The organism is Sphingobacterium sp. UBA5996, from assembly GCF_002429765.1.
Lineage (GTDB): Bacteria > Bacteroidota > Bacteroidia > Sphingobacteriales > Sphingobacteriaceae > Sphingobacterium.
In genome coordinates, this window is the sequence record NZ_DJAS01000021.1 from 241,172 (window position 1) to 255,624 (window position 14,453).

General features: G+C 39.5%; 10 protein-coding genes and 1 tRNA gene. 4 read left to right on the top strand and 7 right to left on the bottom strand.

The genetic code is table 11. The features are described 5' to 3' along the window. Positions 1 to 2: 2 nt before the first annotated feature. Entirely contained in the window at positions 3 to 2,126 is a 2,124-nt protein-coding gene (locus B3E00_RS15970; RefSeq protein ID WP_293880966.1) for a cation:proton antiporter, read from the bottom strand. Between the two features lie 115 nt (positions 2,127 to 2,241). Then, entirely contained in the window at positions 2,242 to 3,459 is a 1,218-nt protein-coding gene (locus B3E00_RS15975; protein ID WP_293880968.1) for an ABC transporter permease, read from the bottom strand. Positions 3,460 to 3,602: 143 nt separating this feature from the next. Here B3E00_RS15975 and fmt point away from each other — a divergent pair, with 143 nt between their 5' ends. Next, entirely contained in the window at positions 3,603 to 4,520 is a 918-nt protein-coding gene (gene fmt, locus B3E00_RS15980) for a methionyl-tRNA formyltransferase (RefSeq protein ID WP_293939342.1), read from the top strand. Between the two features lie 5 nt (positions 4,521 to 4,525). Here the strand turns inward: fmt and B3E00_RS15985 are convergent, their stop codons facing one another. Next, complete coding sequence (locus B3E00_RS15985; protein ID WP_209575684.1) at positions 4,526 to 4,738, bottom strand: helix-turn-helix domain-containing protein; 213 nt, start codon at positions 4,736 to 4,738, stop codon at positions 4,526 to 4,528. Between the two features lie 389 nt (positions 4,739 to 5,127). Here B3E00_RS15985 and B3E00_RS15990 point away from each other — a divergent pair, with 389 nt between their 5' ends. Continuing rightward, positions 5,128 to 5,988, top strand: coding sequence for a sigma-70 family RNA polymerase sigma factor (locus tag B3E00_RS15990; RefSeq protein WP_293939299.1), 861 nt, complete (start codon positions 5,128 to 5,130; stop codon positions 5,986 to 5,988). Between the two features lie 66 nt (positions 5,989 to 6,054). Here the strand turns inward: B3E00_RS15990 and B3E00_RS15995 are convergent, their stop codons facing one another. Continuing rightward, positions 6,055 to 8,910 (bottom strand): M16 family metallopeptidase, encoded by a 2,856-nt coding sequence (locus tag B3E00_RS15995; RefSeq protein WP_293888270.1) that lies wholly within the window; start codon positions 8,908 to 8,910, stop codon positions 6,055 to 6,057. A 240-nt stretch (positions 8,911 to 9,150) separates the two neighbouring features. On the opposite strand from B3E00_RS15995, the gene xerD reads away from it, so the two are divergent. Further along, a complete protein-coding gene (gene xerD / locus B3E00_RS16000) occupies positions 9,151 to 10,053 on the top strand; it encodes a site-specific tyrosine recombinase XerD (RefSeq protein WP_293939300.1) in 903 nt (300 codons plus the stop codon). A 206-nt stretch (positions 10,054 to 10,259) separates the two neighbouring features. Beyond that, positions 10,260 to 10,331, top strand: a tRNA-Arg gene (locus B3E00_RS16005). 424 nt (positions 10,332 to 10,755) lie between these two features. On the opposite strand, the gene B3E00_RS16010 is transcribed toward B3E00_RS16005, so the two are convergent. From B3E00_RS16010 to B3E00_RS16020, 3 genes are all read right to left on the bottom strand, one after another. Continuing rightward, positions 10,756 to 11,835, bottom strand: coding sequence for an acyl-CoA dehydrogenase (locus tag B3E00_RS16010; protein WP_293939302.1), 1,080 nt, complete (start codon positions 11,833 to 11,835; stop codon positions 10,756 to 10,758). After that, on the bottom strand, positions 11,822 to 12,439 hold the full coding sequence (pnuC, locus tag B3E00_RS16015) for a nicotinamide riboside transporter PnuC (RefSeq protein ID WP_293880979.1): 618 nt from the start codon (positions 12,437 to 12,439) through the stop codon (positions 11,822 to 11,824). Before pnuC ends, B3E00_RS16010 begins: the two co-directional genes overlap by 14 nt. Positions 12,440 to 12,653: 214 nt before the next feature. After that, on the bottom strand, positions 12,654 to 14,153 hold the full coding sequence (locus B3E00_RS16020; RefSeq protein ID WP_209575696.1) for a malate:quinone oxidoreductase: 1,500 nt from the start codon (positions 14,151 to 14,153) through the stop codon (positions 12,654 to 12,656). Between the last annotated feature and the right edge of the window lie 300 nt (positions 14,154 to 14,453).

Consider the following 14,453-nt stretch of genomic DNA (forward strand, 5'->3'; position numbering starts at 1 on the left):
TACTATCCCTTATTAAACATATTTCCGATTTCTTTGCTAATCTTTCTAAAGATTGGAGCAGCTTCTACATCTTCATACTCATCGATGTGTGCATTTTCAATCCTACTAGGGAACACTAAAACAAGATTTTCGTTTGCATAAATCCGATCTAATTTCTTTGCTACACCATCCAATGAATCGCGATAGGAAACTTCACCATTTCTGGCAGAAACGAAAATGAACATCGCCCCTTCTTCTTTAAACGCTTTAAGCCCCTGCAAATTGTCCCAGGCATTATAATGTTTAAAAGTAACGGGGACAGAATTTTTCAACTCAACAAGATATTCTTCAATCGCGGCAGCAGAGCGCTCATCGACAACAAACGTGATCGGAATGGATAACTCCTGAGCAAGCTTGACAACCTTTTCCAGCCAGTACTCAAAACCAAATTCGGCCTCACACATGGGCGGAGCAAAAACGATAATGGACTTGTTGGAGATAAAGGGTTTTTTAAAATGACATAACATCACATTCGCTGACGTTCGATTTAAAATACTTTCCGTTTTCTCCCCCACAAACTTATCCATAAAATTGGCTACACTCGGCCAGCCCAAAACAATACAATTGGCAGAAACTTCTTTTGCAGACCTCGCCACTCCGCTGGCAATATTCAAGTCTATTGTTGCACTGATATTAACACTTGTCTCACTGCCAGAGGCATAACGCACCATGTTATCCAGATTTTTCCGTGCCTTTGACATGTTCAATTGTGCCTGTTCGTTATCTTTCACAACAGAAACAATACTGACGGGATACGAACACTTCTTACTCTTAATGTAGGTTGAAAAATCAAGAATAGGTTCCATATTATCCATATTAGCGATTGATATGAGAATGTTTTCGTCTTTTTCCTTCACTACATCCGTATGTTCTTCATCCTGTTCTCCGTCCATCACCACTTTACGTGAAGCATTCCCCGTAACCACAGTTGCGACAATGCAGGTAACCAAAATCAACAAGATCGTTCCATTAAGTACGTTTTCATCGATAATTCCATTCTTATGGCCAACCATGATTACAGCCAGTGTTGCCGCAGCATGCGCACTACTCAACCCAAATATTAGATTGCGCTGACCACGGCTATACTTGAAAACAATCTGTGTCAACCAGGCCGCCACATATTTTCCGACGATCGCCACAACGGTGAGCGTCCCCGCGATTATAAGCGCTTGTGGACCTTTCAGAATCACACTCACATCGACAATCATCCCTACCGATATCAAGAAAAACGGAATGAAAATTGCATTCCCAATAAACTCAATCCGATTCATCAAAGCGGAGGAATGAGGAATCAGTTTGTTCAGGGCCAAACCTGCCACGAATGCTCCAATAATAGGCTCTAAACCAGCAATTTCAGCTAAAAAAGCAGCAAAAAACACCACAGAAAGAACAAAAATATAATTGGAGGTCTTTTCACTCCCCAGACGTTCAAAAAACCATTTTGCAATTCGCGGAATAACACCAAACATGATAAAAAGGAAGATGGCGAAAGAAATTGCCAGCGTTATCCAAAACTCATTTCCAATATTGCCCTGAGACACTCCCGTAATAACAGCAAGTATAATTAACACAGCCGTATCCGTCAGGATTGTTCCACCGATCGTAATGGCAACAGCTTCCATTTTCGAAATACCATAACTGTTTACAATGGGATAGGAAACCAATGTGTGGGTAGCGAACATACTCGAAATCAATAAGCTTGGCAATACACCATATCCGAGTAATAAGTGACAAACCGGATAGCCAATGCTGATCGGAACAATGAATGTCAGGAAGCCAAAAAGCAGACTTTTGTTCTTGGTCTTTTTAAATTCATTCATATCTAACTCGAGGCCGGCGATAAACATGATATAGAGAAGACCTATTGTTGAAAATAGTGTAATAGCCGAATTTTTCTCCAGCCAATTTAACCCATGCGGACCAATAATCACACCCGATATAATCAATCCTATAATACCCGGAACCTTAATTGGACGTAGTACAATAGGTGATAAAAGTATAATAAAAAGTACCAGAGAAAATATAAGTACAGGATTTTGTAAAGGCGCTTCGAAAGCGTGGGAAATATGCTCAAAAGTTTTATTCATAAGTGCTTGTATACTAACCGTAAAACATAACTACTTATTTTTCTATACAGCTCGAAAAATAGTTAACAGCACTAAAAATACGATTTTTTTTAGAATGCGATGTCTAAAAACAGTGCTACTTAAAAGAAATTGCCTTAATTGGATTAATCTTGGTAATTAACATCGAAGGAATGAACAATGAAATCATCCCAATAAATACAACGGCAAAATTGACTAAAATCACATCAGACCACTGCAGCTTAACAGCGACATAGGAGATGTAATAGGTTTTCTCGTCCAATTTAAAAAAGTGGGTAAAGTCCTGGAAAAAGTAAAAGCCCAAACCGATCAGATTACCAATTAATAATCCAAGACCGATCAGGTAAAGTGCACTATACATGAAGACCCGACGAATTCCAGCATTGTGATAGCCCAGTGCTTTTAAAATACCGATCATCGATGTGCGCTCAAGGATTGTGATCAACAGTGCAGAGATCATATTAATGATAGCGACCACAGTCATCAATATAAAAATGATCTTGGTATTCATATCCAACAATTCCAGCCACTGAAAAATATCCGGCACCTGATCCTTAATATTGATCGCCTGCATATCGATAGGCAATAGATCTTCCACCTTACTGGTTGTCTGAGCAAGCTGACTAAAATCTTTAATTCTAATCTCATAACCGCCCACTTCATGATCGTCGAGGTTACTTAGTTTGCGAATAACATGGAGCGATCCGATCACATAAACCTTATCTAACTCTTCAGAACCCGTATTAAAAATTCCTTTTATGACAAATTTACGTTTACGGATTGGGTCTTGGACGAAATACATGATAAAATCATCACCAACGTTCAACAATAATCGATCTGCAAGATACTTGGATACCAAAATCTGATTGTCAGCATCGTCCGATTTAAAGTCTATCATATTCCCTTCAATCAACATACGCTGAAAGGGCTGTTGATTATACAATGAATCGATACCTTTAAGCACTACGCCTTCAACCTCATTGTTTACATTAATAATCCCTGCCTTGGTTGCAAAAGAACTGATCGAACTTACTTCAGGAATAGCCAGTATTGACTTTTGAAGCTTTGGCGTAAGCGAAATCGCGGCATTCTCGTACGATTTATTGAGGTCGTAACGTAGGACCAATACATCTGCAAAAAAGCTTCTTTGCTTACTTATAATTTCGTCTTTGAATCCGCGCAATACTGCAATGGAGATAATTATCGCTGCAATGGCAAGAGCAATAGCACCAATTGTTACCCGAACGATCAATTTTGAAAACGTTCTTTTGCCAGAAAATGCAATCCGATTTGCTAAAAAATAAGGAAAATTCAAGCTTTAAATATATTTATGTAACTTCGCAAAGTTATAAAAATTTGTTAGTCTCAAAACTGAAATGACAAATAATTAGGTGTTTTGTAGCAGGTCATTCCACGATCCATTACGACACCTGTTTAAAGAGTTTAAAAAAAAATATGATGCGTATTATTTTCATGGGTACTCCCGATTTTGCTGTCGCTTCACTTGAGGCACTTATTCAATCTGGCGAACAAGTCGTAGCTGTAGTAACGGTTCTGGACAAACCTGCTGGACGTGGACAAAAAATACACGAGTCGGCCGTAAAAATATTTGCTAAACAACATCACATTCCAGTTCTCCAGCCGGTCAAGCTGCGCGAGGAATCTTTTTTAAACGAACTGAGGAGCTACCAAGCTGACCTACAGGTTGTAGTTGCTTTTCGCATGCTTCCTGAGGTGGTGTGGAATATGCCTAAATTTGGAACAATCAATGTTCACGCCTCTCTGCTACCCCAGTATAGAGGAGCTGCGCCCATTAACCATGCAATTATAAATGGGGAGAAAGAATCCGGAGTAACTACCTTCTTGCTACAACACGAAATCGATACCGGCAATATATTATTGTCAAAAAAAGTGACGATCAAAGATACCGATAATGCGGGCGATCTTCATGACAAGCTTATGGTTGCGGGGGCAGAAACGCTTCTTCAAACGATCCAACAATTAAAAGCAGGAACTTTACATCCTCAGCCGCAAGAGGTCGTTGTAACAGAAGGGCCTTTAAAACATGCGCCAAAAATTTTTAAAGAAGACTGTAAAATAAATTGGGATCAACCAACAGAAACTGTCTACAACTTTATCCGAGGCTTAAGCCCTTATCCTGCTGCATTTACGCTGCTAAATGAAAAGGTATTAAAAATCTATGATGCGAAAAAAGAAACTGTCCATACTGGTACAGTGCCGGGCACAATTGCCACCGATAAAAAAAGTTTCTTAAAAATTGCGACTCAGGACGGCTACCTTATTATCTCTGACCTTCAGCTGGAAGGCAAAAAAAGAATGAATGTAGTGGATTTTCTAAAAGGCTATCGATTTTAGCCTTTCTAGTCCCCACCATCATCGTATTGCAGCAGATCACCAGGCTGACAGTCTAATGCTTTGCATATCGCTTCAAGGGTGTCTAATCGCAATGCCTTTGCTTTTTGGTTCTTAATGATTGAAAGATTAGACAAGGTAATTCCGACTTTGTCACTCAATTGATTGAGTGACATCTTTTTCTCTTTCATTATTCTATCCAAGTGAATTAAGATTGGCATAATATAATTTTTATTCTTTAAAATTTATTAATGTCATTAGTAAAACAAAAACACACACAGTTTTGTTTTATCATAAAATTATCATTTTAAAATAAATTTCGAAAATGTGAATTGGAACATGAATCAACTATCAGACCGTTAGATTGCGAATAATAAGAAAAAAAATTAAACCCTTTAGCGCTTTAGCAGTCAAATAGTTGAATACGATTAGTGGTAAATATAAGAAAAAAAACATTAAAATGGAATAGTTTTTGATAGCTTTAAATTCCATGTCAAAAAAACCTAACTCATTAGATATGAGTGGTTAGTTAATCAATTTTCCATTAATAATTCAAAAATTTTTCGTATTTTCGCAAACATTTCTTAGAGAGGAGAATTAATAAAAATTAATGAGACAGCTCAAAATTACACAATCTATTACCAATCGTGAGTCGCAGTCTTTGGACAAATACTTACACGAAATTGGTAAAGTAGACTTAATTACAGCAGAAGAAGAAGTTGAATTAGCACAGCGCATCCGTGAAGGTGACCAAGTTGCCTTGGAAAAATTGACTAAAACCAACCTTCGTTTCGTCGTATCAGTAGCAAAACAATATCAAAATCAAGGTTTAACCTTAGGTGATTTAATCAACGAAGGTAACTTGGGCTTAATTAAAGCAGCTAAACGTTTTGACGAAACAAAGGGTTTTAAATTTATTTCTTATGCGGTTTGGTGGATTCGCCAATCTATTCTTCAAGCAATTGCTGAACAATCACGTATCGTACGTCTGCCATTGAATCAAGTTGGTTCATTGAGCAAAATCAGTAAGGCTTTCTCAAAACTAGAACAAGAATACGAACGAGAGCCGTCTCCAGAAGAATTAGCGGATATTCTTGAAACTACGGTAGACAAAGTTTCGGATACCCTAAGTAACTCTGGGCGTCACGTATCTATGGATGCTCCCTTTGTTCAAGGTGAAGAAAACACACTTTTGGACGTACTGGAAAACCATGATCCAGAAACAGACAGTTCTTTGATCGATGAATCACTATCCGAAGAAATCAAACGATCATTGGCAACATTAACAGAAAGAGAACGTGAAATTATCGTACTTTTCTTTGGATTAGGTTCCAACCACCAACTGTCGTTAGAGGAAATCGGAGAGAAATTCAGTTTGACACGTGAGCGCGTTCGTCAGATCAAAGACAAAGCTCTTCAACGTTTGAGACACACTTCAAGAAGCAAAATCTTAAAATCCTACTTGGGTTAATAAGAGATACTTATTAAAAATTTTGGCAATCCCAATCAGAAATGATTGGGATTTTTTATGTACCTCTTATTTTGAATCCGGCATCAAAATAAATTCAAAAAGTCGATCTTTTTTCAAATATTTTCCTGCAACATCCTGTACGGACTTTGGTGTCACCTTTTTCAAATTATCCAACCTGCGTGTATAGCGCATAAGATCGAGATCATTCTGATAAGAACTGGATATGTAGTTCAACCAATAGCTATTTTCACGAAGATTTAACTCGTTTTGTCGCTGTTGCTCTGCCAGAAATTTCTCCAGATCCACTTTGTCGGGTCCTTGTTCCTGAATCTTTTTTACCTCATCCAATGCCGAAGCGATTAAGGCATCAGTCTTATCAACTGCTGAACCAAAGCCAATAGAAAAAGCATAGCGGGGTCTTGGTAGTTTATTGAAATTTGCCTGAGCCCCTACACCATAGACACCACCTTCTTTTTCACGAAGTCGTTCAAGTAATTTGATCGTCAACACACTTTCTAAAGCTTCCATATTGACATTTTCAGCCTCTCCAAAGCTATAGTCTCCATAATACGCCAATTGTGTGCTCGCCTTTTCTTCCTTGCCTTTGTGAACAACTACGCGTTCGCCTTTGCTTGGCTCCACAATATTTAGATCTCTATAACTTTCGCCTCTTTTTTGAATCGGTAGCGAAGCGAGATACGTTTCTAAATAAGGCTTAATCTGATTCTCGTCAAACGACCCTACGATGGTAAACACAAAATCAGAGGCATCCGCAAAGCGTTCTTTATAAATTGCCAACGCACGGTCCCTATCGATTTTGCTGATCATTTCGACCGTCGGATTTTGACGGCGGACATTATTACCGTACAATACTTCTTTCACTTTGTCGGAAAACACATTATTGGGGTTGCTTAATCTATTTTCCAAAGATCCTTTCGCTCTGGTCATTGTACTCTGGAAAATATCCTGATCTAAACGAGGTTCAGTAAAATAACCATAAATCAATTCAAAAGCGTTCTTTAAACCTTCTTTATCTGTACGACCTGAAATACCCTCATAACGTTCGGAGATGTATGGAGAGATGGAAACATCCTTTCCTGAAAGGTACTTTGTGAGCTCAATGTTGCTCATTTGTCCTACACCACTGGCATCAATTAAAGAAGATGCATTGGCGGCCGAAAAGTAATCTGCGTCGTTATAGAGCGAGGTTCCCCCCGGGCTATACGCCATGATCTGGATCTCATCGTTTTTAAAATCCGTAGGCTTAAGGATCACTTTTACGCCGTTACTTAGTGTCAATTCTTTTGCTTGAACGGCATCAATATTTTTAGACGATACAACCTTGCCTTTCACGGGTTCTTTTGAGAGTAGCGGAAGATCAGAAACTTTATCATCATAAGCAGTGACGGGGCTCTCTTCAACTGCTTTTACCCAGCCCATTACCGCAGATTCAGTCGGCAAGGTTGCTTTATCTTTCTCGGGCGCCATCACCAATACATCGCGGTTCAGATCGGTATAATATTTTTTTACCAAGCCGTTGACCTCAGTTAGTTTTAAAGTCGGTAGCAGCTGCTTAGTCAGACGGTAGGCATCTTCATTGCTTAAAGCAGGTTCGCCATCGATAAAATAATTGAGATAACGATTGACATAGCTATCCGATTTCTTTTTATCGCGTTCGATAAAAGACATCTCATTACCTTTTTTCATATCTGCAATAGCACGGTTCAGCTCCGTTTGCGTGAAACCATACTTTTGGATGCGCTCAAATTCGGTTAACATAGCTTTAAATCCCGACTCGAGCTCCCCGGGCTTAGGCACAACCAACAATGAAAAGGTATTGAGGTTGGCCACAAAATCGCTAATACTTCCACCGGCTTGCATAAAAGGAGGATTCGGCTGTTGCATCAATTCAGAAAAACGACCAGCGATCATCTTGTTGAAAACACTTTTCAAAAGTTCGTTTCTGTAATCTCCTACGGTTTCCACTTTATCCTTTTCGCTTTTGATGAGAATCTGAGCCACCGTATAAGGTAACTCTGGATCTGAAATTGCTAAGAACTGGTTTTTGTTTAGCAGGTCTACCCGGTATTTTTTACGCTCCAATGCTTTCTTGGGCATTTTCATATCGGCAAACAACACCTTCACCCGTTCTTCCATTTCCTTAGGATCAATGTCTCCTACGATAATTAAAGCTTGCAAATCGGGCCGATACCAGTCTTGGTGAAACTGGCGTATTTCCGAATAAGGAAACGTTTTAAGTATCTCCTCCGTACCGATTGGTAAGCGTTTGGAATAAAGCGAACCATTCAGCAACATTGGAAAATATTGATCTTGGAGACGTTGTTGCACTCCTCTCCCGCCACGCTTCTCTTCTAAGATAACTCCGCGTTCTTTATCGATCTCCTCAGCATCCAATAGTGCATCTTGGGCCCAGTCGCGCATGACTTGCAAACCATTCTTTAAAAGTTCAGGGTCATCAGAAGGAATTGGCAATTGGTAAACGGTCTGGTCAAAGCTGGTGTAGGCATTCAGATCCGAACCGAAGCGAACCCCGGCCTTTTGCAGATAATTGACCAATTCGTTTTTCGGAAAATGCTTCAGACCATTGAAATTCATGTGCTCCAAAAAATGGGCTAAGCCCAGTTGCTTTTCATTTTCCAGAATAGAGCCTGCTTTCATACCCAAATACATCGTAACACGACCTTTCGGCTCGCTATTTTTACGAATAAAGTATGTAAATCCATTTTTGAGTTTACCTGTAACCACTTCATTGTCGAAGGGTAATTTCTGATTCAGAGCCACACTATCTTGTGATAGAATCGCTCGCGCTTCCGCAGTTAACGTGGTTGGCATTGTTGCTTCCGCTACATAAAAGGTAGCTGGTAACAGAAAAGCTAATGCTAATGGTTTAATGAATTTCATAGAAAAAATTTCTTTTTTTTCAGTTATTTTTATCAATTGTTTGCTATTAGGGTAAACGGAACTGGAGATGAATGTTCCGATAAATCATAAAATACAGATCACTACGATTATTCTCCAACACCTTATCGAACAGCATACTGCTGCTGCTTTTACTGCATTTGGTTCGGACCGGTAGAAATCATTCTAAAAATACTGAATATCTTTCAAAAAGAACGACAGTTAATTGTAATTTTGCTGCAAATGGATTTTAAAAACTGGAACGTCATCAAAAAAGAATTCGAACAATTCTTAAAGTTCGAAAGAGGCTTAAGTGCAAATTCTATTGACGCTTACTTAAATGACGTATCCAAATTTCAGATATATTGTGAAGACAATCATTTGGTTTTAAACAGCATAGCGAGAAAAAATATCCAGGAATTTTTGGTTTGGCTGCAGCAATTCAATATTTCACCGTTCACGCAGTCGAGATTGATATCTGGACTTAAAACCTTTTTTAGCTTTTTGATCATTGAGCATGCATTCAGCAACAATCCTACAGACCTTATTCAGGCACCGCGCTTGGCGCGCAAGCTGCCCAGTGTTTTAAGTATACAGGAGGTCGATCAATTGATTTCTGCAATCGATCTCTCTTCATCCGAGGGCCAACGAAATAAGACTATCATCGAAATCTTATATGGATGTGGCCTCCGTGTTTCGGAACTTACCACACTCAAACTATCCAATCTATTTTTAGATGTAGAATTTATCAAAGTTGAAGGCAAGGGAAGCAAAGAACGCCTCATACCAATTGGTCAACACGCCATTAAACACCTCCGCATCTACCTGGAAACCATCAGGCCTCACATCAAGATTAAACCGGGAAATGAAGATATTGTATTTCTCAACAGACGAGGAGCTGCATTATCCCGGGTCATGATATTTTTGATAATCAAAGAACTTGCCCTAAAAATAGGCTTACAGAAAAACATTAGCCCACATACCTTTCGCCATAGTTTTGCCTCTCATTTGGTGGAAGGCGGTGCCGATTTGCGCGCTGTACAGGATATGCTCGGACACGAAAGTATCACAACTACCGAAATATATACGCATATTGACAAGGATTACCTGCATTCCGTAATCACGCAATACCACCCACGGTCATAACCAACCTGCTGTCAACTGTCACCTTTTTTTCCGATCCGAAGTATGCCTAAACAAATCATTAGCACCGACTTAAAAAAATGAGGAACTGCTGAAATCTAGAAGCAAAAAAAACGGCGCTAATTATCGCTAAAAATTGCCTGCTAAAAGTTTCAATTTTATCGTAAAGATATTTGTTAGATCTAGAAAATAGTATATCTTTGCGGGACGTTCCCGTAGTTCAATGGATAGAATTTCAGATTCCGGTTCTGACGATGTGGGTTCGACCCCCGCCGGGAACACAAAAGGAGACATTTCAAAGAAATTGTCTCCTTTTTTTATATACCTAATCCAGCGCCATGTTGACTTCGCCATTTTAATATTCCTCAGCATTCCTTAACGGCAAAAATTCCGCAATGCGTGCGAATCGGTTGGCTATGTCATGGCAAAAAATAGCTAAGATACCAATTAGAAAGAAGATATCCTAACACCAATTTACCCCTAAACACAGCTTTAGAACAATTATTAACCAGTGGTGATTCAGTGCTTGTTCACTCGTCACTGAATCACCACTGAGTAAGCACTGAACGAGCACTGAGCAAGCACTGCAAAAAGGGTCGAGTTGGTTACAAGTTGGTCTTCTTTTGGCACATCAAAAATTAGCAGCGGAAAATCTGTAGATAACCCAGCATTTGTAACAAAAAATTCTTTAAACTAAGCTTTTATTTATATACTTTTTTGCAACAACTTATGCTGTGAAGCAGTAAAAATATTTCGGAAGATGATATTGATCTCTTGGTCAACGGCCGCCCCCAAAATCCCTGCATGAGGATAGAGTTTAGCGGTATTCATTAAGATGGAAGACACAAAATCACGGCTTTGCGTCGCTATTTGCGCATAAATTAAGGCATTATCGATTCCATTGCTGAGGTTATCCCAAGAATGATCAGCCAAATTCAGGATAGCATCCTTTTGTATTATGAAATCCTGTTGAAGTTCATCGAGCATGTCGAAAGCAGCTTTACTCGCTGCATGCTCCCATTTGGACGCTTTACTTTTTAACACAAACAGTTTTTCAATCAAATCCAGAAATCGCTTATACATCCCGATAAAATTGGCCAGCAGGGTCAACTCAGCAAAAGGCATAAAGGGATATTGATAGCGTAGATCACTGCGTGTGCTTTTTGCCGCATTGATTTCGAAACACCGTTTACCATCAACAGGAACGTCCTGCAGCGAAAAAGAGTGCGAGGCTGTCACTTCTAATCCGAATGTATCCCAGTCATAATGAACCAGCGCATGTTCCCTATCGACAAAAAATGATTTTACAAGGGGATCTCCCTTGTCATCCAATACGGGTTTGCCCTCTTCCTGAATCGTTGCATTCAACGTAAAATGGGTTAAATGGGGAGCTCCAGTGGCGTATTTCCAAAATCCTGTGAGTCGATAATGTTCACCATCGCGCGTTGCTGTGCCAGATGCCTGACCGCTACCACCGAAACAAACGCGTTCCGTTTTAAAAATTTGATCACCTAAAACGGGGTCAATAAAACTCACAAAAAGATTTGCTCCCGAACATAATGTAACTGTCCAGGCCAGCCCGCCGTCCCAATACGCTAAATCAGCCAATACATTGAGACCTTCGGGCACCGTTAAACCTAATCCCCCCAATTCAACGGGAATCCAGATTTTGAACCATTTTCTGCGATAGATTAGCTCCAACTGTTCATCCGACAAGGATTTCTGCTGAATACCTTTTGCCTGACTGTCTTTCAGAATTGCAATATCCGCACTATTGAGTTGCATATCTCTCTTCACGTATGATTTTCCTCCAATTTAAATATCCACTAAATGCCATCACAAATAAAAACAAAGTCAGTCCGGAATAAAGGAACAATCCTTTATGGATCAATAACGGAATAGCCATTAGATTGCTAATGTTCAACAGTATCCAATTTTCTATTTTACGTTTTGCCAACAACCACATTCCTGCCCAAGCGGTACAAGAAACGGCAGAATCCCATAGTGGAACATCCGAGTCTGTTAAGTGCACCAATCCAAAATAGAACAACAGAAAACCAGCGGTGCAGATAAAGCTTACTATCCACCAATCTTTCTTTTCACAATGCGTTATCGGCGTAGCGACGTCACTGCTATATTTCCAATACATCCAGCCGTAGATGCTCATGACTAAATAATACAGGTGCAACAATATTTCAGCATACAGTTTTGCATGAAATAATACATATACGGATATCAGTATGCCTATAATTCCAAAAATATAATGGATTGATTTATTTTGCCGTGAAAACCAGACTTGCAGAATGCCGAAAGAAACCCCTAGCCATTCCGCTACTGTGGCCTGCTGCATCTGTTTTATAAAAGCGTCGATAATGGATTCGGGAGTCATTCGAATTGTTTATTATTGCTTGTGATCTTATAATAAACCTTCGGGGAAAAAAGCTGTTTTTATTGAAATTAAATCCCTACGCCAGCATTACCTGGATCAGGTATATAAAAGCGATTGTACAAAGAGGAACAATCGCTTTTATTGGGTATAATCTCAGCCCAGAACGGCCAAAGCCATTCGAAGCACCCCTCAAGTATATTGGCGGTCGAATTGATTAATCGATATCGATTAATTTCAGCGCCTTATGTGTGCGTATACGTGTTTCTTTACAAAGCTGTGCATCATCGTTCAATGATTTACCGTGTGATGGTATCATCTCACGTAACTTCTTGCGGTATTCATCTGATTTAGCACGCTCAGGAAAACATTTCTTCAGCAAACTGATCATGATAGCAACAGAGGTAGAAGCGCCAGGAGAAGCGCCCAATAACGCGGCAATAGAGCCATCTGAACTAGAAACGACCTCTGTTCCAAATTCCAAAATTCCACCTCTCTTCTCATCTTTCTTGATCACCTGAACCCGTTGTCCCGCCTTCTCAATCACCCAGTCCTCCAATTTTGCTGTGGGCATAAATTGTTTCAATGATTCCAGTTTATCTTTCGGAGATTTCATGACTTCTGTGATCAAATACTTGGTCAAGGGCAAATTATCAAGTCCGGCAGATAGCATCGGTCGGATATTCGACAACTTGATAGAAGCCGGTAGATCGAAATAAGACCCCTGTTTGAGGAATTTTGTTGAAAAACCCGCATAAGGCCCAAATAACAAAGCTTGTTTGCCATCGATATAACGCGTATCTAAATGCGGCACAGACATCGGTGGAGCACCTACAGAGGCTTTGCCGTACACTTTGGCGTGGTGGGCATTAATAATCTCCTCATTCACGCAACGCAGCCATTGGCCTCCTACCGGAAAGCCACCATACCCTTTTGCTTCTGGTATTCCAGATTTTTCCAACAACAGCAAGGAGTGTCCACCAGCACCAATAAATACAAATTTCGCTTTGATTTCTCTCTTTACTCCTGTTTTTAAATCTTTGACCTCCACTTCCCAACGGCCATCATCTTCACGTTCGATGTCAATGACTTCATGGTTTAGCGAAATGGATATATTTTCTTTATTTGCAAGATTAGCGATCAAATCACGTGTCAATGAGCCAAAATTGACATCTGTACCAAGATCCATTTTCGTTGCAGCAATCTTTTCGTTTTTATCACGCCCCTCCATCATCAATGGAATCCATGATTTCAGCAATTCAGCATCTTCGGTATACTCCATCCCCTTAAACAAGTTTTGGGTCGTTAACGTTTCCCATCTTGTTTTTAGAAATTTAGCATCTTTTTCACCAAAAACCGCACTCAGGTGTGGAATACTACGGATAAAATTTTCAGGCTGGGTAATGATGCCTTTATCAACAAGGTAGGACCAAAACTGCTTAGATACCTCAAATTGCTCAGCAATTTTCACTGCTTTATCAATCTTTACAGAACCATCTTTCTGTTCGGGCGTATAATTTAACTCGCATAAGGCAGAGTGACCCGTGCCAGCATTATTCCAAGCGTCTGAACTTTCAGCAGCCACAACATCCAAACGCTCAAGAATTTCAATATTAACGTCTGGGCTTAATTCATTGATTAGAGTACCCAAAGTAGCACTCATAATACCGGCGCCGATTAGAACAACGTCAACTTCTTTATTTGATTTTTTGCTCATGTTTTTGTGATTGATGCAAATTTAATATAGTTTTTGATAAACGTCCAAGTCTTTTGTCAAAAAACTGTACTTTTTAGAAGCACTTATTCAAAAATACCATGGATTTATTAAAATTATATAAAGTGAGTAAACGCTTACTGTTAACCACTAAATCCGTTCGCTAAAAAAATAGCAAGCAACGCTTTTGTAAACATCAGCTGAAGGCATAATGTTCTGCTAATTTAGACCGTTATTTATCGAAAGATTTTGTGTTATAATATAGTTTTAACATTTTTGCAAAATGTCTAGAAGCGACAGGGA